This window comes from Nocardia sp. NPDC050718, assembly GCF_040654235.1.
Taxonomy (GTDB): domain Bacteria; phylum Actinomycetota; class Actinomycetes; order Mycobacteriales; family Mycobacteriaceae; genus Nocardia.
In genome coordinates, this window is the sequence record NZ_JBFAHQ010000008.1 from 1 (window position 1) to 22,734 (window position 22,734).

At 68.1% G+C, this 22,734-nt stretch carries 22 protein-coding genes; all 22 read right to left on the reverse strand.

The genetic code is table 11. The features are described 5' to 3' along the window. Positions 1–344: 344 nt before the first annotated feature. Entirely contained in the window at positions 345–1,625 is a 1,281-nt protein-coding gene (murA, locus tag AB0H54_RS28530; protein ID WP_355284674.1) for a UDP-N-acetylglucosamine 1-carboxyvinyltransferase, read from the reverse strand. A 79-nt stretch (positions 1,626–1,704) separates the two neighbouring features. Then, positions 1,705–2,283: a cob(I)yrinic acid a,c-diamide adenosyltransferase gene (locus AB0H54_RS28535; protein ID WP_355284671.1), complete on the reverse strand. Its 579-nt coding sequence runs from the start codon at positions 2,281–2,283 to the stop codon at positions 1,705–1,707. Then, complete coding sequence (locus AB0H54_RS28540; RefSeq protein WP_355284668.1) at positions 2,280–2,708, reverse strand: DUF2550 domain-containing protein; 429 nt, start codon at positions 2,706–2,708, stop codon at positions 2,280–2,282. Before AB0H54_RS28540 ends, AB0H54_RS28535 begins: the two co-directional genes overlap by 4 nt. Positions 2,709–2,881: 173 nt before the next feature. After that, positions 2,882–3,259: a F0F1 ATP synthase subunit epsilon gene (locus AB0H54_RS28545; RefSeq protein ID WP_218721182.1), complete on the reverse strand. Its 378-nt coding sequence runs from the start codon at positions 3,257–3,259 to the stop codon at positions 2,882–2,884. Positions 3,260–3,265: 6 nt separating this feature from the next. After that, positions 3,266–4,714, reverse strand: coding sequence for a F0F1 ATP synthase subunit beta (gene atpD / locus AB0H54_RS28550; RefSeq protein ID WP_355284665.1), 1,449 nt, complete (start codon positions 4,712–4,714; stop codon positions 3,266–3,268). A gap of 24 nt (positions 4,715–4,738) precedes the next feature. Beyond that, entirely contained in the window at positions 4,739–5,710 is a 972-nt protein-coding gene (locus AB0H54_RS28555) for a F0F1 ATP synthase subunit gamma (protein WP_355284662.1), read from the reverse strand. A 61-nt stretch (positions 5,711–5,771) separates the two neighbouring features. Further along, positions 5,772–7,412: a F0F1 ATP synthase subunit alpha gene (gene atpA, locus AB0H54_RS28560; protein ID WP_110041744.1), complete on the reverse strand. Its 1,641-nt coding sequence runs from the start codon at positions 7,410–7,412 to the stop codon at positions 5,772–5,774. A gap of 67 nt (positions 7,413–7,479) precedes the next feature. Next, complete coding sequence (locus AB0H54_RS28565) at positions 7,480–8,292, reverse strand: F0F1 ATP synthase subunit delta (protein WP_355284659.1); 813 nt, start codon at positions 8,290–8,292, stop codon at positions 7,480–7,482. A gap of 19 nt (positions 8,293–8,311) precedes the next feature. Then, the gene (locus AB0H54_RS28570; protein ID WP_355284656.1) at positions 8,312–8,869 is read right to left on the reverse strand and encodes a F0F1 ATP synthase subunit B; all 558 of its coding nucleotides are present in this window, start codon (positions 8,867–8,869) and stop codon (positions 8,312–8,314) included. A gap of 5 nt (positions 8,870–8,874) precedes the next feature. After that, positions 8,875–9,123 (reverse strand): ATP synthase F0 subunit C, encoded by a 249-nt coding sequence (locus tag AB0H54_RS28575; protein WP_019045404.1) that lies wholly within the window; start codon positions 9,121–9,123, stop codon positions 8,875–8,877. Positions 9,124–9,201: 78 nt separating this feature from the next. Beyond that, complete coding sequence (gene atpB / locus AB0H54_RS28580) at positions 9,202–10,035, reverse strand: F0F1 ATP synthase subunit A (protein ID WP_218721212.1); 834 nt, start codon at positions 10,033–10,035, stop codon at positions 9,202–9,204. Between the two features lie 308 nt (positions 10,036–10,343). Further along, a complete protein-coding gene (locus AB0H54_RS28585; protein WP_355284651.1) occupies positions 10,344–10,802 on the reverse strand; it encodes a hypothetical protein in 459 nt (152 codons plus the stop codon). A 27-nt stretch (positions 10,803–10,829) separates the two neighbouring features. Next, entirely contained in the window at positions 10,830–11,960 is a 1,131-nt protein-coding gene (locus AB0H54_RS28590) for an MraY family glycosyltransferase (protein ID WP_355284649.1), read from the reverse strand. A 13-nt stretch (positions 11,961–11,973) separates the two neighbouring features. Next, positions 11,974–12,639, reverse strand: coding sequence for an L-threonylcarbamoyladenylate synthase (locus tag AB0H54_RS28595; protein WP_355284646.1), 666 nt, complete (start codon positions 12,637–12,639; stop codon positions 11,974–11,976). A gap of 303 nt (positions 12,640–12,942) precedes the next feature. Beyond that, complete coding sequence (gene prmC / locus AB0H54_RS28600) at positions 12,943–13,839, reverse strand: peptide chain release factor N(5)-glutamine methyltransferase (RefSeq protein WP_357349484.1); 897 nt, start codon at positions 13,837–13,839, stop codon at positions 12,943–12,945. Between the two features lie 61 nt (positions 13,840–13,900). Next, positions 13,901–14,971 (reverse strand): peptide chain release factor 1, encoded by a 1,071-nt coding sequence (prfA, locus tag AB0H54_RS28605; RefSeq protein ID WP_357349486.1) that lies wholly within the window; start codon positions 14,969–14,971, stop codon positions 13,901–13,903. Between the two features lie 97 nt (positions 14,972–15,068). Then, a complete protein-coding gene (gene rpmE, locus AB0H54_RS28610) occupies positions 15,069–15,299 on the reverse strand; it encodes a 50S ribosomal protein L31 (protein ID WP_022567395.1) in 231 nt (76 codons plus the stop codon). A gap of 215 nt (positions 15,300–15,514) precedes the next feature. After that, on the reverse strand, positions 15,515–17,566 hold the full coding sequence (gene rho, locus AB0H54_RS28615; RefSeq protein ID WP_357349488.1) for a transcription termination factor Rho: 2,052 nt from the start codon (positions 17,564–17,566) through the stop codon (positions 15,515–15,517). A gap of 340 nt (positions 17,567–17,906) precedes the next feature. After that, a complete protein-coding gene (gene thrB / locus AB0H54_RS28620) occupies positions 17,907–18,833 on the reverse strand; it encodes a homoserine kinase (RefSeq protein WP_357349731.1) in 927 nt (308 codons plus the stop codon). Between the two features lie 25 nt (positions 18,834–18,858). Then, positions 18,859–19,953 (reverse strand): threonine synthase, encoded by a 1,095-nt coding sequence (gene thrC, locus AB0H54_RS28625; protein WP_357349490.1) that lies wholly within the window; start codon positions 19,951–19,953, stop codon positions 18,859–18,861. Further along, positions 19,950–21,305, reverse strand: coding sequence for a homoserine dehydrogenase (locus tag AB0H54_RS28630; RefSeq protein ID WP_357349492.1), 1,356 nt, complete (start codon positions 21,303–21,305; stop codon positions 19,950–19,952). The genes thrC and AB0H54_RS28630 overlap by 4 nt, the downstream gene beginning before the upstream one ends. Further along, on the reverse strand, positions 21,302–22,723 hold the full coding sequence (lysA, locus tag AB0H54_RS28635; RefSeq protein WP_355284627.1) for a diaminopimelate decarboxylase: 1,422 nt from the start codon (positions 22,721–22,723) through the stop codon (positions 21,302–21,304). Before lysA ends, AB0H54_RS28630 begins: the two co-directional genes overlap by 4 nt. Positions 22,724–22,734 lie beyond the last annotated feature (11 nt).

The window sequence follows — 22,734 nt, forward strand, 5'->3', positions numbered from 1 at the left end:
CTAGCAATGCCGAACACCAGCAAAAGTTTGCTGACATTCAAAATGTCCGACCTCGTCAACCGGGGGGTATGAGAGGCCGGAACCAATAATAATATCGGCACTGACATTCATCGACACACTATTGAGTTCTCAAAGAACACACGCACAAGCATCCACCCACAACATTTCGTAGGGGCTTCAGCAGGGCAACTGTTCCAACCTAGCGCAGCCAACCCAACCGAAGCAAATTCGGAAGGAGTGAGTCTGGCTAGATGATAATCAGGCGCTCTGCGTCACCGCGTCGCTCTGACTCGAATAAAGTTACGCACCGACGAACGCGAAGTCAAATCGCCTGGTCAGACAGGCTATTTCGGCGTATCGACGCGCTCGACCCGGCCACCCAGCGCCTGCATCTGCTCGACGAACTTCGGGTAGCCGCGGTCGATGTGGAAGACATCGTGCACTTCGGTGACACCGTCGGCGACCAGACCGGCCAGTACGAGACCGGCGCCGGCGCGGATGTCGGAGGACCAGACCGGCGCGCTGGACAGCCGCGGGATACCGCGGACCACCGCGTGATGACCATCGGTACGGGCATCGGCGCCGAGCCGGATCATCTCCTCGACGAAGCGGAACCGCGCCTCGAAGACGTTCTCGGTGATCATCGACGTGCCGTCGGCGATGGCGGCCAGGCCGATGGCCATCGGCTGCAGGTCGGTCGGGAAACCGGGGAACGGCAGCGTCGCGAAGTTCACCGCGCGCGGGCGCTCCGGCTGTACGACGCGGAAACCGTTGGGCTCGTAGGAGATCCGCGCGCCTGCCGAGCGCAGCTTGTCCAGCACCAGGGCCAGGTGCTTCGGGTTGACCCCGGTGACCCGGACATCGCCGGTGGTCATCGCCGCGGCGATACCCCAGGTGGCGGCGACGATGCGGTCACCGATCACGCGGTGGGTGGTCGGCGACAGGCTCTTCACGCCCTGCACGGTGAGCACCGAGGAACCGGCGCCCTCGATCCGCGCGCCCATCTGCACCAGCATGTTGCACAGGTCGACGATGTCGGGCTCGCGCGCCGCGTTGTCGATGACCGTCTCCCCCTCGGCCAGCACCGCGGCCATCAGGATGTTCTCGGTCGCGCCGACGGACGGGAAGTCGAGGCGGATGCGCGCGCCCTGCAGCTCGTCGGCACGGGCCACGACGCAACCGTGCTCGATCTCGCTGGTCGCGCCGAGCAGGCGCAGGCCCTGCTGGTGCATGTCCAGCGGACGCGAGCCGATCGCGTCACCGCCGGGCAGCGCGACGACCGCGCGCTTACAGCGCGCCATCAGCGGACCGAGCACACACACCGAGGCGCGGAACTGGGTCACCGCCGGGAAGTCGGCGTGGTACTTGGGCTCCGGCGGGGTGACGATCGTGCAGACCGAGCGGTCCCCGCTCTCGTCGTCGGAGATCGTCACGTCGCAGCCGAGGCCACGCAGCACCTCGGCCATCAGCGGGACATCGAGGATGTCCGGGCAGTTGGTGATGGTGGTCGTACCCTCGGCCAGCAAAGCGGCGGCCATCAGCTTCAGCACGCTGTTCTTCGCGCCGCCGACCGCGACCTCGCCGACGAGCTGATTACCGCCGGAGACCAGAAACCGTTCGCTCACCCCGCCAGCTTATCGACCGTTGCCCGGCGACACGCCCCCCGACGCCAAACCGACCGATCCTGGCGCCACCGAGTCGCTTTCAGCGCTCGGCTCCGCCGCCCGGCTGCCACAGCACGTCGCCCTCGGGATTGGTCGCGCGGCTCAGGATGAACAGCAGGTCCGACAGGCGATTGAGGTATTTGGCCGGCAACACGCTGGTGTCGTCGGGGTGTGCCTCGACCGCGGCCCACGCCGACCGCTCGGCGCGTCGCACCACGGTGCGTGCCGTGTGCAACAGTGCGGCAATCGGCGTGCCGCCGGGCAGGATGAACGAATTCAGCGGTGCCAGACCCTCGTTGAACTCGTCACACCACTTCTCCAGCCGATCGATGTAGGGCTGGGTGATGCGCAGCGGCGGGTACTTCGGCTCGGCGACGACCGGCGTCGACAGGTCGGCGCCCGCGTCGAACAGATCGTTCTGGACCTGGCGCAAGACCGCGAGCACCTCGGGTTCGGGCGCGCCGAGCGCGACGGCCACGCCGAGCGCCGCGTTGGCCTCGTCGCAGTCGGCGTAGGCGACCAGGCGGGGATCGGTCTTGGGTACCCGGGAGAAATCGCTCAGGCCGGTGGTGCCGTCGTCACCGGTGCGGGTGTAGATCCGGGTGAGGTGGACGCTCACGGCTGGCCTCCTCGGGTGCGGCGCGCGCGATCGGACGGACGGGACTCCATCCAGGACAGAAAAGCCGCCATCGATCCGCGGTCGAGCGCTAGCTCGAAGCTGTTGTGCGGATCGGTGACGGCTACCACCACGATGTCCTCGCTCATGATGTCGAATTCGTCGCCCTGGGGCGCGCGGCGTTCGACGATCTCGAGGCCCTGCCGGTGCACGGTGCTGTCCGGACCGAACTTGAGGCTGGTCAATTTGAAGAAGACGAGGCGATCCTCGTCGTAGCGGATGAGACCGTGCCGCCAGCCCTGGCCGCCGCGCGCGGGCAATACCCGCAGCAGCGCGGCCGTGCCGCCCCGGCGCAGCATCACCAGCCGGTAGGTCGATGCACCTGCTACGAACACGAGCGTCAGCACCAGAATGATCAGCAGAACCATCCCGGTTTGCAATGCCGTACGCCCTTTCGCTCAGCTGGTGTCGAAGACACCCCCGTCGCCATTCAATCACGCCCGTCGTCGGCCACTTCGGCGGGATCGGAATTACCGCCGAAACAGCACTGTCGGCGACGAACCGGAGTTCGTCGCCGACAGTGTGGTGTTCGGGGAACAGATCAGGCAGTCACGGTCGCCTCGACCGCGCGCACCTGGCCCTGCGCCACGCGCAGCTCCACCTCGGTGGCGCTCGCGTCGGCCAGCACCTTGCGTGCCGCGTCGACGTCGACCTCACCCGCGAGTTCCGCGGACTCGGCCAGCACCCGCACGGTGTCGGCGGTGACCGAGAAGAAGCCGCCGTGCACCGCGGCCACGATCCGATCGCCGTCGGTCGACACGATGGTCACCGTGCCGCCCTCGACGAGCTGACCCAGCAGCGGCTCGTGGCCCGCCATGATGCCGATCTGACCTTCGGTGGTCTGCGCGCTGACGAACGTCGCCTGGCCGGACCAGAGCTTGCGTTCGACGGCGACGAGATCAACTGTCATTTCCGCCATGGTGGACTACTTCCCGGCGATCTTCTTCGCAGCGGCCTCGACGTCGTCGAGACCACCGCAGGAGTTGAACGCCTGCTCCGGGAAGTGGTCGAACTCGCCCTTGCAGACGCGATCGAAGTCGTCGATGGTCTGCTCCAGCGGCACGACCGAGCCCGGCTGACCGGTGAACTTCTCGGCCACGATGAAGTTCTGGCCGAGGAACTTCTCCAGACGACGGGCGCGGCCGACGAGGACCTTGTCCTCTTCGGAGAGCTCGTCCATACCGAGGATGGCGATGATGTCCTGCAGTTCCTTGTACTTCTGCAGGATCCGCTTGACCTCGTTGGCCACCCGGAAGTGACGGTCGCCGACGATCGAAGCCTCGAGGATACGAGAGGTCGAGGTCAGCGGGTCGACGGCCGGGTAGATGCCCTTCTGCGAGATCGGGCGGGAGAGCTCGGTCGTCGCGTCCAGGTGGGCGAAGGTGGTCGCCGGCGCCGGGTCGGTGTAGTCGTCGGCGGGGACGTAGATCGCCTGCAGCGAGGTGATCGAGCGACCACGGGTCGAGGTGATGCGCTCCTGGAGCTCACCCATCTCGTCCGCCAGCGTCGGCTGGTAACCCACGGCGGAGGGCATACGACCCAGCAGGGTCGAGACCTCGGAACCGGCCTGGGTGAAACGGAAGATGTTGTCGATGAAGAGCAGCACGTCCTGGTGCTGGACATCGCGGAAGTACTCCGCCATGGTCAGCGCGGACAGGGCCACGCGCATACGCGTGCCCGGCGGCTCGTCCATCTGGCCGAAGACGAGGGCGGTGTCCTGGAGGACGCCCATCTCTTCCATTTCCAGGTGGAGGTCGGTGCCCTCACGGGTACGCTCACCGACGCCCGCGAACACCGAGGTGCCGGAGAACTCGCGAGCGATACGGGTGATCATCTCCTGGATCAGAACGGTCTTGCCGACACCGGCACCACCGAACAGACCGATCTTGCCGCCCTTGACGTACGGGGTCAGCAGGTCGATGACCTTGACGCCGGTCTCCAGCATCTCGGTCTTACCCTCGAGCTGGTCGAAGCTCGGGGGCTTGCGGTGGATGCCCCACTGCTCGCCGTCGCGGCCGAGGCCGGGCGAGTCGAGGCAGTCGCCGAGGGCGTTGAACACGTGGCCCTTGACGATGTCGCCGACGGGCACCGAGATCGGCTTGCCCGAGTCGGTGACGGTGGCGCCACGGACCAGACCGTCGGTGGGCTGCATCGAGATGGTGCGCACGATGTTGTCACCGAGGTGCTGGGCGACCTCGAGGGTCAGGGTCTTGGCCACCGACGCGAGCTTGATGTCGGCGTTGAGAGCGTTGAACAGCTCGGGGATGGCGCCACGCGGGAACTCGACGTCCACGACGGGGCCGATGACACGGACGACGCGGCCGGCGGTTGCGCCCGCCTTGCTCGCGTTGTCCTGAGTGACAGCTGCGGTCATTAGATTGGTTCTCTTCCTGCGCTTCTAGTCGCGGTCCGAGCTCGACGCCAGCGCGTTCACGCCGCCGACGATTTCGCTGATTTCCTGCGTGATCTGGGCCTGACGCACCGAGTTCGCCTCGCGCTGGAGCACACTGGCCAGCTCGTTGGCGTTATCGGTCGCCGCCTTCATTGCGGTGCGCCGAGCCGCGGACTCGGATGCCGCTGCCTCGAGCAACGATGCGTAGATACGCGTGTTGACGTACTTGGGCAGCAGCGCGCCCAGCAGCACATCGGCGTCCGGCTCGAATTCGTACTGCGCCGTGACCACCGCGTTCGGCGAATCCGAGACGATGTCCTCGCCGAGCTCGAACTTCTCGTCCACGAAGCTCACCTGGATCGGCGCCAGGCGGCGCACCTCCGGGTTCTGGGTCAGCATCGAGACGAACTTGGTGTACACGATGTGCAGTTCGTCGACGCCCGCGATGGTGCCCTGGCCGTCCAGCGAGGGCACCTCGCTGTCGGAGCCGGCCATGAACGCCTCGACCAGGTGCTGGCACGCGGCCGACGCGTCGGTGTACTTCGGCTGCTGGGAGAAGCCGGTCCACGACGCCTGGAAGGGACGGTTGCGGAACTTGTAGTACGTGAGGCCCTTGTTGCCCATCACGTACAGCACCGGCTCCTTGCCGTCGCCACGCAGGGTGGTCATGAGCTCCTCGGCGCGCTTGAGCACGTTCGAGTTGTAGCCACCGCACATACCGCTGTCGCTGGTGATCACCAGAACAGCGGCCCGACGAGCGTTGGGACGCTCGGTCAGCAGCGGGTGCGACAGGTTCTTCGAAGCGCTCGCGAGCTCGCCGAGGACCTTGGTGATCTCCTCGGCGTACGGCTTGGCCGCCGCGACCCTGGCCTGGGCCTTGGAAATTCGCGAGGTCGCGATCAGTTCCTGAGCCTTGGTGATCTTCTTGATCGAATTCACACCACGAATGCGGGAGCGCAATTCGCGCAAACTTGCCACTAGCGGTTCACACTCCCTTCATTCGCCAGATCGGTAATTGCCGACATCAGTCCTGCCCGGCTTACTTGTCGACGTGCTTGCGGGTGACCGACAGCGACTCGACCTCTTCGTGGTCCAGATCGCCGGCCGCGGCCTCGTTCACGACACGGCTGCCGTCGGAGGCCAGGAAGCCCTCCTTGAACTTGTCGGTCTCCGACTTGATCGCGTCGGCGGCCTCGCCGTCGAGCGGCTTGCGGCCACCCTCGAGCGCGTCGAAGGACGACTGGGTCGCGCTGTGCAGGTGCTCCAGCAGCTCGGCGGTGAAGCGACGCACGTCGCCGACCGGCACCGAGTCGTAGTAGCCGGCGTCGACCAGGTAGATCGAGACGACCTGATCCTCGACGGCGACCGGGGAGTACTGGTTCTGCTTGAGCAGCTCCACCCAGCGGGCACCGCGCTCCAGCTGCGCCAGCGAGGCGGCATCCAGGTCGGAGGCGAAGGCGGAGAACGCCTCCAGCTCGCGGTACTGCGCCATTTCCAGACGCAGCGAACCGGCGACCTTCTTCATGGCCTTGGTCTGGGCGGCGCCACCGACACGGGAGACCGAGGTACCGACGTTGATCGCCGGGCGGACGCCCTTGTTGAACAGGTCGGACTCGAGGAAGACCTGGCCGTCGGTGATGGAGATGACGTTGGTCGGGATGAACGCCGAGACGTCGTTGGCCTTGGTCTCGATGATCGGCAGACCGGTCATCGAGCCGCCGCCCATCTCGTCGGACAGCTTCGCGCAACGCTCCAGCAGACGGGAGTGCAGGTAGAAGACGTCACCGGGGTACGCCTCGCGGCCCGGCGGACGACGCAGCAGCAGCGAGATGGCGCGGTACGCCTCGGCCTGCTTGGTCAGGTCGTCGAACACGATCAGGACGTGCTTGCCCTGGTACATCCAGTGCTGGCCGATGGCCGAGCCGGTGTAGGGGGCCAGCCACTTGAAGCCGGCGGAGTCGGAGGCCGGGGCCGCGACGATGGTGGTGTACTCCATCGCGCCGTGCTCCTCGAGCGCGGTCTTGACGCCCGCGATGGTGGAGCCCTTCTGACCGATCGCGACGTAGATGCAGCGCACCTGCTTGCTGGGGTCGCCCGACTCCCAGTTCGCCTTCTGGTTCAGGATCGCGTCGACGGCGACGGCGGTCTTGCCGGTCTTACGGTCGCCGATGATCAGCTGACGCTGGCCGCGGCCGATGGCGGTCAGCGCGTCGATCGCGGTGATACCGGTGGCCAGCGGCTCCTCGACCGGCTGACGCTCCAGCACGGTCGCGGCCTGCAGCTCCAGCACGCGGCGGTCGTCGGCCTCGATCTCGCCCAGGCCGTCGATGGCCTGGCCGAGCGGGTTGACGACGCGACCGAGGAACTTGTCACCGACGGGAACCGACAGCACGTCGCCGGTGCGGCGGACCTGCTGGCCCTCTTCCAGCGAGGCGTACTCGCCGAGGATGACGGCACCGATCTCGGTGTCCTCGAGGTTCAGCGCGACGCCCAGGACGCCGCCCGGGAACTCGAGCAGCTCGTTGGCCATCGCCGAAGGCAGACCGCTGACGTGCGCGATGCCGTCGCCGGTGTCGGTCACGAGGCCGACTTCTTCGATGGAGGTTTCCGGGGTGTAGCTCTGGGTGTAGCTCTCGATCGCGCTACGGATCTCGTCGGAGGAGATCGTCAGCTCCGCCATGTTGTTCCTGCTCTCGCTGTGGTCTCGAATGTCGGGGGTTGGAGATGACTGCGGTGGGGCTTCCTGATCAGGACAGCGCCCGGCGCAGCTTCTCCAGTCGGCCGGTGGCGCTGCCGTCGATGACGTCGTCTCCGACGCGCACGACGACGCCGCTCAGCAGCGTCGGGTCGACCTGCACGTGCACGGTGACCGCCTTGCCGTAGATCCGCTGCAGGGAAGCCGAGAGCTTCTCCTTCTGCTGATCCGACAGTTCGACCGCGGCATGCGCGTGGGCGACGATCTGGTCACGACGGGCCGCCGCCAGATCGGACAGGGCGCCGAAGGCGACGCCGATGTTGTTGGTCCGCAGTCGGGTCACCGCCTGCTCGGCCAGCGTCAGGGTGATCGGCTCGGCCTTGCCGGTCAGCAGCCGCTCGATCAGCACCCGCCGCGCCGCGGCAGGCTTGCCCTGGTCGGACAGTGCCTGCTCCAGCTCCGGGTTGTCGGCGATGATGCGACCGAGCCGGAACAGCTCGTCCTCCACCGCTTCCAGCCGGCCGCCGTCGGCAGCGGACTCCAGCAGAGCCTCCTGCCCGAGCAGCACCAGGGTGTCGACCAGATCGCGGGTGCGCGACCAGTTCTGGGCCACCGCGGTGGTCAGCACTGCCTGCGTGGCAGCGCTGACCTTGCCGCCGAAGATCCGCTCACTGAGTTCAGCGCGCGCCGAACCCGGCACCGACACGTCCGCGAGCGCCACACGCAGCGAACGCTGGTCGTCCAGCACGGCGACAACGGCGAACAGTTCCGACCCCGTTGTGGCCGCAACAGTTTCGCTTCCGGTCAGAGCGGCCCGAAGCGCCTCCCGAGACCGGGAGCTGGCCTCGCGGCTCGCTGCGTACATGCTTCTCACTTTCGCGTCGTTACCTTCCGGCCCCGATGGCGGTGGTGTCGTCGAGTTCGCTGAGGAACTTGTCGATCGACGCCGCCTGCTTGGCCTCGTCCGAGACAGACTGGCCGATGATCTTCTCGGCCAGGTCGACAGCCGTGCGGCCGACCTCGGAGCGCAGCTCGGTCAGGATCTGCTGGCGCTGGGCTTCCAGCTGGGAGTGACCGGCGGCGACGATACGGTCGCTTTCGGCCTGGGCGTCCGCGCGCATCTGCGCGAGGATCTGCTGACCCTGGGTGCGCGCATCCTCGCGGATACGTGCGGCCTCGAGCCGGGCGTCGGCAAGCTGCTGCTGGTACTGCTGCAGCGTCTGCTGTGCCTCTTCCTGAGCGGCTGCGGCCCTGGCGATACCGCCTTCGATCTTGTCGGCACGCTCATCGAGTGTCTTGGTCACACGCGGGATCACGTATTTCCAGAAGAGCACGCCGATGATGGCGACGCAGACGATCGACCAGACGATGTCGTACGTTTCGGGAATGAGAGGATTCACATCCTCTCCCCCTTCGGCAGCGAGCGTGATGAGTTCGCGCATCGGAATCAGAAGATGAAGCCGGCGACGAGGCCGATCAGCGCCAGGGCCTCGGTGAACGCGATACCGAGGAACATGTTGGTCCGGATCTGGCCGGCCAGCTCGGGCTGACGGGCGAAGCCCTCGATGGCCTTACCGACGACGATACCCACGCCGATGCCGGGGCCGATCGCGGCGAGACCGTAGCCGATGGCGCCGAAGCCCTTGAAGGTGCTCTCGGTGGTCGCGGCTTCCTGGGCCAGGTAAGCGAGGCTCATGAGTCTTCTTTCCCTTTCTGTTGCTCACCCGCCGGTCGGCGTGTGTAGCAGGTTTGGCAGTACTGGTGTGGATTCAGGTCAGTGGTCGGCGGCGTGCTGCGCGAGGCTGATGTACACCGCGGTCAGCAGGGCGAAGACATACGCCTGCAGGAAGATGACCAGCAGCTCGAACAGCGTGAAGCCGATGCCTGCCAGCAGCGAGAAGGGCGTGAAGACCTTCATCCACGCGGTGGCATCGAAGAGGAAGAACCAGGTGGCGCTGAAGAACAGCACCAGCATGATGTGGCCCGCCAGCATGTTGGCCATGAGTCGGACGGTCAGCGTGAACGGCCGCAGGATGAAGGTCGAGACGAACTCGATCGGGATCAGCAGCACGTGCAGCGCGGGCGGCACATCGGGAACGACGATGCTCGACCGCATGTACTTGAAGAAGCCGTACTTGCGGATACCCACGTAGTTGAACGCGATGTAGGCGATCGCCGCCAGCACCAGCGGCATGCCGACTCGTGCATTCGACGAGATGTTCAGGAACGGAACAATGCTGGAGAAGTTCAGGAACAGAACCGTGAAGAAGATCGTCGCGATCAGCGGGAGGAACCGCTTACCGGTTTCCTTGCCGAGTACCTCGTCGGCGATCTGCTCCTTGACGAAAACCACCGCGGTTTCCATCACGTTCTGCAGGCCGCGCGGCACGATCTTCGGCGAGCGGAAAGCCAGCACGAAGACGAGCACCACAACGGCGGTCATCAGCAGCCGGATCAGCATCAGGCGGTCGAGTTCGAACGGCGTACCCTCGAACAGCACTGCTGGAGGGAAGAAGTCGGACAGCGATGGCGCGTGGAACTCGCCCGCCGCCAAAGTGATGACGCTCAGCGTTCTCTCCCGTGTTCGGGCCGCGGGTACGACGGTCATTCCCGCGGTTCGATCGGACATTGACGATCAATGGGGTCGACTCTGGTCGGCTCGAAATTCGACAGTTGCTCGTACGGTGTAACGCGTATCGGCTTCTGTTCGGGCGTCGGCGACATCGTCGACATGCTTCAACCGGGCACATTCCACCCGGATCGGCAGTAAGCATAGCGGCACCGGGCAGGATCTTGGCGATCCCCCCTGGTAACCCGAGGCATTGCCCCGAGTCATCCTGGGCAGCGCCTCCAGCTTGGGTGCTTGCTTACCAACACTTTACCAAGCTATCTACGACAGTGTGTAGCTGGGTGGGATTATTCCTGCTCGGAAGCCGTTTCGTCGTCTCCCGCGCGTGTCGTGACATACGGAACCTTCACGCTCACAACGCCGTACGTCTCGGCGCCGAGCACGATCAGCAGGGCGCCGACCACGGTGAAGAACAGCGTGGGCCTGCTGTAGAAGTCGAACTGGTTGAGCACACCGACGATCACCAGTGCGATCAGCAGCTTGCCGACCCAGCTGACCAGCATGACCAGGCCCGCCGTGCTCGGCGGCAGCTTGGCGCCGAGCAGCACGGCCACCACGGTGGTGAGGATGAACCCGCCACCGATGGCCGCGCCGAGCAGCGCGCCCCACAGGCCCGGCATCCCGGCCACCGCGGTGCCGATCGCCACCGAGACGACCACGAGGACACCGAGCCCGATCAGGCCGTAGCGCAGCGCGGTGCGCAGGGGGGCGTCGGGGCCTGGCACGGGGTTCGGAGTAAAGCTCACGGCCGGTACTTTACCTTCGGCCACTTCTCAGTGGTTGGCCGACTCCACCCGGCGCATCGATGGGATCGCGGTCACTACCAGGGCGAACACCAATCCACCCGCCACCAGCAGCACCACCAGCCGCCGATCCATCAGCGAGGTACCCACCGCGCCGAAGGCGAGCACGCCGACCCACAAATAGATCAACAGCACAACGCGTCGCTGAGAATGTCCGATCTGTAGCAATCGGTGATGAAGATGCATTTTGTCCGGTGTGGAGAAACTCACCCCGGCGCGCACGCGGCGCACGATCGCCAGCAACAGATCGAGCACCGGAATGAACATCACCGCGCCCACCAGCAACAGCGGCGAGAGCAAACCCACAATGTCGCGCGGGCCGTAGCCCTGCAGCGGAATTCGGCCGGAGGCGCCGGTGGAAACCGCGGCCAGCATCAATCCGATCATCATCGAGCCGGAATCGCCCATGAAGATTCGGGCCGGCGAGAAATTGTGCGGCAGAAATCCGAGGCACGCGCCGGCCAGCGCGGCGGCCAGCAACGCGGGCGGATAGGTGTCGACCGAACCGCCCTGGTCGTAGAGCAAACCGACGGAGAACACGAAAACGGCGCCCGCGCAGATCAAACCGAGGCCGGCGGCGAGGCCGTCCAGGCCGTCGACGAAGTTCATCGCGTTCACCAGGGTGACGGTGATGCCCACCGTCACCAGGCCGCCCTGCAGCGCGTCGAGGACGACGGTGGTGTCGTTGAACGGGTCGTAGATCACGTACCAGCTCAGGCCCATCACGGCCATCACGCCGGCGGCGGTCACCTGCCCGGCGAATTTGGTGAGCGCGTCCAGGCCCCAGCGGTCGTCGACGATGCCGACCAGCACGATGATGGTCGCCGCGACCAGCACCGCCGGAATATCGGGCGCGTAATCGAAACCGCGCCGCAGCGCGGGCAATTGGTGTGCGAACAAGACCGCGGCGACCACGCCGACATACATGCCGACACCGCCCATCCGCGGAATCGGCGTCACGTGCACATCGCGCTCACGCGGAATCGCGACCGCGCCGAACGCGATGGCGAGCACCCGGATGCCGCCGGTGGCCAGGAAGGTCACCGTGGCGGAGACGAGCAGCACGAGCACCAGCTCGCGCAGGGGAACGACCGTGCTCATCGGATGCGTGCGATCACCGCTGCGCGGGGCTGCTCAGGGCATCCGGCGCCATGCCGAGGACCTCCGCGATATCGGCCACCGCCACCGCACCTTCCCGCAACACCCGCGGCTGATCCGCGGTCAGATCGACGATCGTGGAGGCCAGCGCGTGCTCGGCCGGGCCACCGTCGAGATACACACTCGCCAGCGAACCCAGCTGCTCGCGCGCCTGCTCGACGGTGCTGGCCGGGGGCTGCCCCGACACATTGGCGCTCGACACGGCCAGCGGGCCGACCTCACGCAGCAGTTCCAGCGCCACCGGATGCAGGGGCATCCGCAGCATCACCGTGCCGCGGGTATCGCCCAGGTCCCAGGCCAGCGAGGGCGCGGCCTGCACGACCAGGCTCAGCGCACCCGGCCAGAACGCCCGGATCAGCTCGCGCGCCTGCGGGCGCACCGAGAACACCAGTCCATCGATGGTGTGCCACGACCCGACGAGCACCGGGACGGGCATGTCGCGACCGCGGCGCTTGGCCGCCAGCAGCGAGCCCACCGCGTCGGAATCGAACGCGTCGGCCGCGAGGCCGTACAGCGTATCGGTGGGCATCACGACCAGCCGACCGGATTTCAGCGCGCTGGTGGCGGCGGTGAGGCCCGCGGCCCGAGACGCCGATTCAGCACAGTCGTAGACGGTACTCACGCTACATTCGCCTCTCCGCGATTCTGCCGGTCTTCGGGTGGGCGACAATGTTTCCGCCGCTGCCCCGGGTCTCGCCGTCATCGGGGTGCGGCAAGGTGTCGGGGTCCCACGATTCTCGCCGGTCTTCGGTGTGCGGCAAGAGTCTAGCTCCCGCGTCACCGTTCACCTGCGCGGGGACTTTCCGAGGGTCCGGCGGGTGACTCGGCACGGCCGCGCGACCAGCGCGTTCGCGGAATGCTGAGAATGTGCTGGTACCGCCGGGTCGCGGAGCGCGAGGCGGGGGCGCGACCGTATGCCGGCGCGTCAGGGTTTGCTGGGCGCCGCAGCGACGACGAAGCGGGGCTTGCCCGCGAGGTCCGGATGCTCGACGACGTCGACCAGACCGGCCGCCGACAGCGCGGCCGCGACGCCCCCGCCGTTGGTGTCGTCGTGTTCGATCGCGGTGCCGCCGCCGGGACGCAGCAGGCGGGCGATGGTGGGGACCATCGCGCGGATGACGTCGAGGCCGTCCGGGCCACCGAAGAGTGCGCGGTGCGGATCGTGGTCGGCGACCTCGGGGTCGAGGACCGCGGCCTCGGGAATGTAGGGCGGGTTCGACACCACCAGGTCGACGCGACCGGACAGGTCGGTGAGCAGCGCCGGGTCGGTGACGTCGTCGGCGTGCAGGGTGATCGGGGTGTCGCCGTCGGCCATGCGATCGTCGGCATTGCGGCGGGCCCAGGTCAGCGCGTCGGGATCGAGTTCGACGGCGTGCACCTGCGCGTCGGGACGGGCGTGCGCGATGGCCAGGGCCAGCGCGCCCGACCCGGTGCACAGGTCGACGACGATCGGCGCGTGGTCGTGCGGCAGCGTCTCCAGCCGGGCCAGCGCCCAGGCGAACAGCAGCTCGGTCTCCGGGCGTGGCACGAAGACGCCGGGCCCGACGGCGAGGTCGATCTCGCCCATCGCGGCCGTTCCGGTCAAGTGCTGCAGCGGGATTCGCGCGGCCCGCCGGTCGACCAGCTCGGCGAAGCGGGCGGCTTCGGCGGGCTCGATCATCGGGTGCAGCGCCAGCCGCATCCGGTCGACCCCGAGCACGTGCGCGGCCAGGTGCTCCGCATCCGGCAGGGGCGAGGCCACGCCCGCCGCGGCCAGCCGCCCGGCGGCCTCGACGATCAGCGGACGCAGCCGGACCCGTTCGGTCACCGCGTGGTCCGGCATGCGCGAGCGTCCTCCGTGGTGACGCGGGTTGCCCGAGCCGGGCGCTGAGCGCTCATGCCGGTTATTCGGCGGCCATGCGGGCGTCGCGGTCGGCCTTGCCGAGCGCGTCGAGCAGCGCGTCCATGTCACCGTCGAGGACGGCGTCGAGGTTGTGCGCCTTGAAGCCGATGCGGTGATCGGCGATCCGGTTCTCCGGGAAGTTGTAGGTGCGGATGCGCTCGGAGCGGTCGACCGTGCGGATCTGGCTGGCCCGACCGGCCGCGGCCTCCTGCTCGGCCTGTTCCTCGGCCAGCGCCTGCAGGCGGGCGGCGAGCACCTGCATCGCACGCGCCTTGTTCTGCAGCTGCGAGCGCTCGTTCTGGCAGGTCACCACGATGCCGGAGGGCAGGTGGGTGATGCGGACCGCGGAGTCGGTGGTGTTGACGCCCTGGCCGCCCTTGCCGGAGGACCGGTAGACGTCGATGCGCAGGTCGGTCTCGTCGATCTGCACCTGCTCGACCTCGTCGGGCTCGGGGTAGATCAGCACGCCGGCGGCGGAGGTGTGGATGCGGCCCTGCGATTCGGTCACCGGCACCCGCTGCACCCGGTGCACGCCGCCCTCGAACTTGAAGCGCGACCACACGCCGTCGCGGGCCGCGTCCTTGCTCTTGATCGACAGCGTCGCGTCCTTGTAGCCGCCCAGGTCGGAATAGGTGACGTCGAGCGTCTCCACCTTCCAGCCGTGCCGCTCGGCGTAGCGGATGTACATGCGGGCCAGGTCGGCGGCGAACAGCGCCGATTCCTCGCCGCCCTCGCCGGACTTCACCTCGAGCACCACGTCGTCGCCGTCGTGCGGGTCGCGCGGGGCGAGCAGATCGGCCAGCGCCTGCTCGAGCTCCACCAGCTGGGTCTCCAGGCCGGGCACCTCGGCGGCGAACGCGGCGTCGTCGGCGGCCAGCTCACGGGCGGCCTCGAGATCGTCGCGCACCGACTCGAGCTTGCGGTAGGTCGACATCACCGGCGCCAGCTCGGCGAACCGCTTACCCACCCGCCGGGCCGCGCCCGCGTCGTTGTGCAACGACGGATCGGCCAGCTGCGTCTCCAGGCCTGCGTACTCGGCCAGAATGTCGTCGATGGCGGACGGCTGCGTCACGTGTGCTTCCTTATGTGCGGTGCGGGCGGGATCGGGTCGGGCGAGAAACCACCGACGCCCGGCCTGCGAAAGCAGAACCGGGCGTCGGGTGAGGCAACTAGCTGGCGTCGGCCTTCTTGCCCGCGCGCTTGCCGTAGCGAGCCTCGAAGCGAGCGACGCGGCCGCCGGTGTCGAGGATCTTCTGCTTGCCGGTGTAGAACGGGTGGCACTGCGAGCAGACCTCGACGGTGATCTGGCCGGACTCCTTGGTGGAGCGAGTCTGGAAGGTGTTGCCGCAACCACACACGACGGTGGTGTCGACATACGTGGGGTGGATTCCTGCCTTCATGGGCGTCCTCTCGATAATGGTCGCCGGGTCGTACACCGCTGGAGCGCGGGATACGTGAACCGGAACCGACTAGGCGGGATGTCTGCGAACTCGCAGACACACAGCGATCCAGTATGCCAGACCTGGCCGCACCCTCCGAAAACACCCCCGGCCCCCGGTTTGTTCCTGGCCGGGAAACGCAGCGGGGGCCCCGCCGAAGCGGGGCCCCCGTCGCGTCACTCGTCGAGCGCGCCCGGTGCGGTCTTGGAGACCGTCATCAGGAACTCGAGGTTGTTCTTGGACTTGCGCAGCCGATCCATCAGCAGATCGATCGCCTGGTGCGAGTCCAGGCCCGAGAGCACCCGGCGCAGCTTGTGCACCACGGCCATCTCGTCGGGCGACATCAGCAGCTCGTCGTGGCGGGTGCTGGACGGGTTGATGTCCACCGCGGGGAACACGCGCCGCTCGGCGATCTTGCGATCGAGCTTGAGCTCGGCGTTGCCGGTGCCCTTGAACTCCTCGAAGATCACCGTGTCACCGGTGGAGCCGGTCTCGACCATCGCCGTGGCGATGATGGTGAGCGAGCCACCGTTCTCGATGTTGCGCGCCGCGCCGAGGAACCGCTTGGGCGGGTACAGCGCGGTCGAGTCGACACCACCGGAGAGGATGCGGCCCGAGGCGGGCGAGGAGTTGTTGTACGCACGGCCCAATCGGGTGATCGAGTCGAGCAGCACCACAACGTCTTTGCCCATCTCCACCAGGCGCTTGGCCCGCTCGATGGCGAGCTCGGCGACCGAGGTGTGGTCGGCCGGCGGCCGGTCGAAGGTGGAGGCGATGACCTCACCCTTCACCGAACGCTGCATGTCGGTGACCTCTTCGGGACGCTCGTCGACCAGCACGACCATGAGGTAGCACTCGGGGTTGTTGACCGAGATCGCGTTGGCGATGTCCTGCATGATCGTGGTCTTACCCGCCTTGGGCGGGGACACGATCAGCGCGCGCTGGCCCTTGCCGATCGGCATGATCAGGTCGATCACACGCGTGGTCAGCTTGTTCTGGGTGGTCTCCAGGCGCAGCCGCTGATTCGGGTACAGCGGGGTGAGCTTCTGGAAGTCGGGACGGCGCTTGGCCGCCTCCACCTCACCGCCGTTGACGGTGTCCAGGCGGACCAGCGGGTCGAACTTCTGGCGCTGGTTGCTCTGCTCGCCGTCACGCGGGGCGCGCACCGCGCCGGTGATCGCGTCACCGCGGCGCAGGCCGTTCTTGCGCACGAGGTTCATCGAGACGTACACGTCGTTCGGGCCGGCCAGGTAGCCGGAGGTCCGCACGAACGCGTAGTTGTCGAGGACGTCCAGGATGCCGGCGACCGGCTGCAGGACGTCGTCCTCGCGGATCTCGAAATCGCGGGCCTCGCCGCCGCCACCACCGGTGCCACCGTCGCGGTCACGACCACGACGACGCTCACGGAACCGGCGACCCCGGCGACCGCGGCCGCCTTCCTCGTCGTCGCCACCGCGGTCGTCGCGGGGACCGCGATTACCGGCGTTGCCGTTCTGGTTCTGGTTGCGCTCGTTCTGGTTGCGCTCACCACGGTCGCCACCGGCGCGTTCGCCCCGGTCGCCGCCGTTGCGCTCGCCACGCTCACGCCTGCGCTCGCCCTGCTCGCCGCCCTCGGCCTTGTCGGCCTGCTTGGTCTCCTCGGCGCGGTTCTCGGCCTGGGCGTTCTCGCCACCACCGGAACGGGCCTGGTCACGGCCACGACGCTGCCTGCCACGGCCACGCTGACCGCCCTCGCGACCGGAATCCTCGGTCGACTCGGCGGTCTTGGACTCGGCCGTCCCCTGCTCGGCCGGGGCCTGCTCGGTCACGACGGCGGCGGCCTGCTTCTCGGCGGGCTCGGCCTTGTCGGCCTTGGCCGGCTTGTCGGCCTTCGCGGGCGCCTCGGTCTTGGGCGCTTCGGCCTTGGCGGGCGCCTCGCTCTTGGCGGCGGGCGCGTCGGCCGTCACGGCGGCGGCCTCGGCGGGCTTACCCGCCTTCGCAGGCGCTCCGGCCTGATTCTCCTTGATAGCGGCGATGAGATCGCCCTTGCGCATACCGGAGGTGCCTCGGATACCGAGCTCCCCCGCCAATGCGCGCAACTGCGGCAACAGCATTCCAGTCAGCCCCGATCGTGCGACGTCGGTGTGTTCGCTCATTTTCGAAATCTGTCCGGATTCACTTTCGCGGCCGCCCGAGTTCGTAGGGTTGGATTCCACCCCGGGTGTCGCGAGCAGGTCCGTATCTGTCACGGAAATCCTTTCCTTCCCTCGAATGCCGTGTGCTGAATCGAGGGTTCGTTCCGTAGACCCGGCACCCTGTGCCGAGCTCGGATTATGCGTCCGACCGGACGCCTGTGCCGTACTACCCGCCCCGCCGGACCGGAGGCTTCGCCACCAGAAGACAGTGGTGAGGAGAGATCATTCCAGTTGAGCGGCTTCTCGGCGTCGCAGCACCTCCATGGTGTGGAGGCTCGAGCCTGGAGCCTGCTGGAGCGATTGCCCTGATGAAGCACCGGCGTCTGATGCGCACGATGTACGGACTTGCACAGAATAGCTGCCAATTGCGAACAACGGCAAGGCAGGCACGCCGTCAGTCGATCGCGACGCCGTCGGCAATGCCAGGTTCGACCACCCGCAGGCCGTCTGATTCCGCCTGTTTGCGCAGGTCAGCGGGGAAATCACCGGTCGCGAGCGCCAAGATCGTCGGGCCTGCGCCGGAAACGGTGGCCGGAATACCCGCGGCCCGCAGTCGCTCGATCCAGGCGGTGGACAGCGGTAGCGCGGGAGCACGCTGGGTCTGATGCAGCCGGTCCGCGGTGGCGGGCATCAGCAGATCGGGGCGCTCGGTGAGCGCGACGACGGCCAGCGCCGCCCGGCTCACATTGAACGCGGCGTCGCCGTGCGGCACCTGCTCGGGCAGCAGCCCGCGGGTGTGCGCGGTGGACGAGCGTTCCTGCGGGATCAGCACCACCGGGCGCAGCGTCGCGGCCGGGGTCAGCCGCACGGCCCGGTAGGCGCGATTCTGCTCGGCATCGGATTCGGTCCACGACACGACGATTCCGCCGAGCACGCTGGCGGCGGCGTTGTCGGGATGACCCTCGAACTCCGAGGCCAGCTGCACCAGCTGATCGGCGCCGAGGCGCAGGTCCGGATCGAACTTGGCCGCCAGCCCGGCGCCGGCGGCCAGGCCGCCGACCACGGCCGAGGCGCTGGAGCCGAGGCCGCGCGAGTGCGGAATCACGTTGCGGCACACCACGTCGAGACCGTCGGCCCAGACGCCGAGCGATTCCAGCCCGCGCTCGATCGCCCGCACCACCAGATGCGTTGGGCCCCACGGCACGTCGTCGGCGCCCTCACCCTCGACCCGGATCTCGAGACCCGATTCGGTGGTTCGCACCACGATCTCGTCGTAGAGGCCCAATGCCATTCCCAGGCAATCGAATCCGGGACCGAGGTTGGCCGTGGACGCGGGCACGCGCACGGTCACCTCGAGACCGGCGGGCAGGGTGGCCGTCATCAGCCTGCTCTCGCGTGCGCTCAACTCAGGCCAGCTCGAGTTCGTGGGCGATCGCCACCGGGTCGACAGCGACCGGCTTGACCTCGGGCATCCCGGCCAGCGCGTTATCGGGGTCCTTCAGACCGTTACCGGTCACCGTGCAAACCACGGTCAGACCCGAATCCAGCCAGCCCTCCGCACGAGCGGCCAGCAGACCCGCCACACTCGCCGCCGACGCCGGCTCGACGAAGACACCCTCGGTCGCCGCGACCAAGCGGTACGCGGCCAAGATCTCCTCATCGGTGGCCGCGCGGAACGCGCCACCGGACTGCTCCTTGGCCTCCATCGCCCCGTTCCACGACGCCGGAGCACCGATCCGGATCGCGGTGGCCACCGTCTCCGGGTCCTTCACCGGCGCGCCGGTGACCAACGGCGCCGCACCCGCGGCCTGCACACCCAACATCCGCGGCAGCACCGAAGTGACACCATCGGCGTGGTACTCCCGGTATCCACGCCAGTAAGCGGTGATATTGCCCGCGTTACCCACCGGCAGCACATGCACATCGGGCGCCTTGCCCAGCACATCGCAGATCTCGAACGACGCGGTCTTCTGGCCCTCGATCCGCGCCGGGTTCACCGAGTTCACCAGACCGACCTCGGGGAAATCCGAGGTGACCTTGCGGGCCAGCTCCAGACAATCGTCGAAATTGCCCTCGACCTGGATGATCTTCGCACCCAGCATCACCGCCTGGGCCAGCTTGCCCATCGCGATCTTGCCCTGCGGGATCAGCACCGCGCACTCCATACCCGCGCGGGTCGCGTAGGCGGCGGCCGAAGCCGAGGTATTGCCCGTCGACGCGCACAACACGGCCTTCTGGCCGCGGTACTTCGCGTCGGTCATCGCCATCGTCATACCGCGGTCCTTGAACGAACCGGTCGGGTTGGCACCCTCGACCTTGAGGTACACCTCGCACCCGGTCAGCTCCGACAGGTGCGTCGCGGGGACCAGCGGGGTCCCGCCCTCGAACAGGGTGACCGGCTCCCAATCGGCCGCACCGGCCAGCCGGTCGCGGTAAGCCGCGATCAGACCCGGCCAGCGCGAGTGCACGCCGAGCTGGGGGGCGATGCCAGTGGTGCTCATGATTCTTCGGTGCCTTCCAGTCTGAGAACGCTGGTCACGGAGGTGACGGAATCCATGTCCGCCAATGCCGCGACAGTATCGGCCAGCGAGGACTCCACCGCATGGTGGGTGACGACCACGAGCCGGGCGCCGTCGCCGTGACCCTGCTGACGCACGGTGGAGATGCTCACCCCGTGCTTGGCGAAGGTGTCGGCCACCGCGGCGAGCACGCCGGGACGATCCGCCACCTGCAGGTTCACGTGGTAGCGGGTGGGGGTGTCCCCGATCGGCGCGATCGGCAGCTCAGCATAGACCGACTCGCCGGGAGCGCGGCCACCGTAGAACTTGTTGCGCGCGGCCATCACCAGGTCGCCGAGCACGGCCGAGGCGGTCGGCGCGCCACCGGCGCCCTGACCGTAGAACATCAGCCTACCGGCGTTGTCGGCCTCGACGACGACGGCGTTGAACGCGCCGTTGACCGAGGCCAGCGGGTGCTTGCGCGGGATGAGCGCCGGGTACACGCGCACCGAGACGCGGTCCTTGCCGCCCTCGGCGGAGGTGGGCTCGCCCGGACCCGCCGCGACCCGCTCGCAGATGGCGAGCAGCTTCACGGTGCAGCCGACGGCCGAGGCGGTCTCCAGGTCCTCGGCGGTGATCTTGGAGATGCCCTCGCGGTACACATCGGCCGCGGTCACCCGGGTGTGGAAGGCCAGCGAGGCCAGGATGGCCGCCTTGGCGGCGGCGTCGAAGCCCTCGACGTCGGCGGTGGGGTCGGCCTCGGCGTAGCCCAGGTCGGTGGCCTCGGCGAGCACGTCGTCGTAGGCGGCGCCGGTCTCGTCCATCGCGGAGAGGATGAAGTTGGTGGTGCCGTTGACGATGCCGACCACGCGGTTCACCCGGTCGCCCGACAGCGACTGGATCAGCGGCCGGACCACCGGGATCGCGCCGGCGACGGCGGCCTCGAAGTACAGGTCGGCGCGGCTGCGCTCGGCGGCCGCGGCCAGCTCACCGGTGTAGTCGGCCAGCAGCGCCTTGTTGGCGGTGACGACGGACTTGCCCCCGCTCAGCGCGGCGCCGATCAGCGCGCGGGCCGGATCGATCCCGCCCATGACCTCGACCACCAGGTCGACGTCGTCGCGGGCGACCAGCGCCTCGGCGTCGGTGGTGAGCAGTTCGGCGGGCAGACCGCGGTCCTTGCCCAGGTCGCGCACGGCGACGCCACGCAGCACCAGCGGCGCCCCGACCCGCGAGCGCAGGTCCTCGGCGTGGTCGCGCAGCACGCGGACGACCTCGGTACCCACGGTGCCCATGCCGAGCACGGCGACACCCAGCGGGCGCCCCGAATCCTTGGTCCCGTTGTTCACCACGGTCATCCTTCCACCTCCAGGCTGAGCAGGTCCGCCACCGTTTCCCGGCGCAGAATCAGTCGCGCCACACCGTCACGCACCGCGACCACGGCGGGCCGGGTGAGCTGGTTGTAGCGGCTCGACATCGAATAGCAGTACGCGCCGGTCGCCGCGACGGCAACCAGGTCACCGGGGCCCGCGTCGGCGGGCATCCAGGTGTCACGAATGACGATATCGCCACTCTCGCAATGCTTTCCGACCACGCGCGCGACGACAGCGTGCGCGTCCGACGAGCGCGAGACCAGACGGCAATCGTAATCGGCCTGGTACAGCGCGGGACGGATATTGTCGCTCATGCCGCCGTCGACGCTGACGTAGCGGCGGCGCGCGCCGCCGTCGAGCTCGACGTCCTTGATGGTGCCGACCTCGTACAGCGTGACGGTACCCGGGCCCGCGATGGCGCGACCCGGCTCGACGGCGATGGTCGGCTCGGGCAGCCCGGCGCGGGCGGCCTCGGCGGCGACCAGGCCGCGCAGGTTGGCGGCGAACTCGTCCAGCGGCGGCGGGTTGTCGCTCGGCAGGTACGAGATACCGAGGCCACCGCCCAGATCCAGGGTGGAGATCTGCGCGGTGCGCTCGATACCGAATTTGTCGATGGCCTCGCGGAGCAGGCCGAGCATCCGGCGCGCGGCGATCTCGAAGCCGTCGAGCTCGAAGATCTGCGAGCCGATGTGGCTGTGCAGGCCGACCAGGCGCAGGTTGTCGGCCTCGAAGACCCGGGCCAGCGCCTCCATGGCGTCACCGCCGGCGATCGAGAAGCCGAACTTCTGGTCCTCGTGCGCGGTGGAGATGTACTCGTGGGTGTGCGCCTCGACGCCGACGGTGACCCGGACCAGCACGTCCTGGACCACGCCCGCCGCACCGGCGACCGCCTCGAGCCGCTCGATCTCGTAGAGCGAGTCGACGACCACGTGGCCGACGCCCGCGGCGACCGCGGTCTCCAGCTCGGGCACCGACTTGTTGTTGCCGTGCAGCGCGATGCGCTCGGCCGGGAAACCGGCGTGCAGCGCGATGGCCAGCTCGCCACCGGAGCAGACGTCCAGCGACAGGCCCTCGTCGCGGATCCAGCGCGCGATCTCACCGCACAGGAACGCCTTGGAGGCGTAGTGCACGCGGGCGTTGGGCCCGAAGGCGCGCACCATGTCGCGGCAGCGGGAGCGGAAGTCGTCCTCGTCGACGACGAACAGCGGGGTGCCGTACTGCTGGGCCAGCTCGGTGACCGGCACGCCGGCGACGCGGACGACGCCGTCCTCACCCCTGGTGGCGTTGCGCGGCCACACGTTGGCGGGGAGGTCGATCATCTCGCTCGGGTCGGTCGGGCGCTCGGCCAGGCTCGGGGCGTGCGGGATCTCTGCGTGCCGGGGACCGGCCGGGTGTGCACTCATCGGGGTGCGTC

Bases quoted from the DNA above. Each gene is read 5' to 3' on its own strand.
- AB0H54_RS28540 (WP_355284668.1), bottom strand. From the start codon at position 2,708: ATGGTTCTGCTGATCATTCTGGTGCTGACGCTCGTGTTCGTAGCAGGT.
- AB0H54_RS28545 (WP_218721182.1), bottom strand. From the start codon at position 3,259: ATGGCGGAAATGACAGTTGATCTCGTCGCCGTCGAACGCAAGCTCTGG.
- atpD (WP_355284665.1), bottom strand. From the start codon at position 4,714: ATGACCGCAGCTGTCACTCAGGACAACGCGAGCAAGGCGGGCGCAACC.
- atpA (WP_110041744.1), bottom strand. From the start codon at position 7,412: ATGGCGGAGCTGACGATCTCCTCCGACGAGATCCGTAGCGCGATCGAG.
- AB0H54_RS28565 (WP_355284659.1), bottom strand. From the start codon at position 8,292: ATGTACGCAGCGAGCCGCGAGGCCAGCTCCCGGTCTCGGGAGGCGCTT.
- AB0H54_RS28570 (WP_355284656.1), bottom strand. From the start codon at position 8,869: ATGCGCGAACTCATCACGCTCGCTGCCGAAGGGGGAGAGGATGTGAAT.
- AB0H54_RS28575 (WP_019045404.1), bottom strand. From the start codon at position 9,123: ATGAGCCTCGCTTACCTGGCCCAGGAAGCCGCGACCACCGAGAGCACC.
- atpB (WP_218721212.1), bottom strand. From the start codon at position 10,035: ATGACCGTCGTACCCGCGGCCCGAACACGGGAGAGAACGCTGAGCGTC.
- AB0H54_RS28590 (WP_355284649.1), bottom strand. From the start codon at position 11,960: ATGAGCACGGTCGTTCCCCTGCGCGAGCTGGTGCTCGTGCTGCTCGTC.
- prmC (WP_357349484.1), bottom strand. From the start codon at position 13,839: ATGCCGGACCACGCGGTGACCGAACGGGTCCGGCTGCGTCCGCTGATC.
- rpmE (WP_022567395.1), bottom strand. From the start codon at position 15,299: ATGAAGGCAGGAATCCACCCCACGTATGTCGACACCACCGTCGTGTGT.
- thrB (WP_357349731.1), bottom strand. From the start codon at position 18,833: ATGACGGCCACCCTGCCCGCCGGTCTCGAGGTGACCGTGCGCGTGCCC.
- thrC (WP_357349490.1), bottom strand. From the start codon at position 19,953: ATGAGCACCACTGGCATCGCCCCCCAGCTCGGCGTGCACTCGCGCTGG.
- AB0H54_RS28630 (WP_357349492.1), bottom strand. From the start codon at position 21,305: ATGACCGTGGTGAACAACGGGACCAAGGATTCGGGGCGCCCGCTGGGT.
- lysA (WP_355284627.1), bottom strand. From the start codon at position 22,723: ATGAGTGCACACCCGGCCGGTCCCCGGCACGCAGAGATCCCGCACGCC.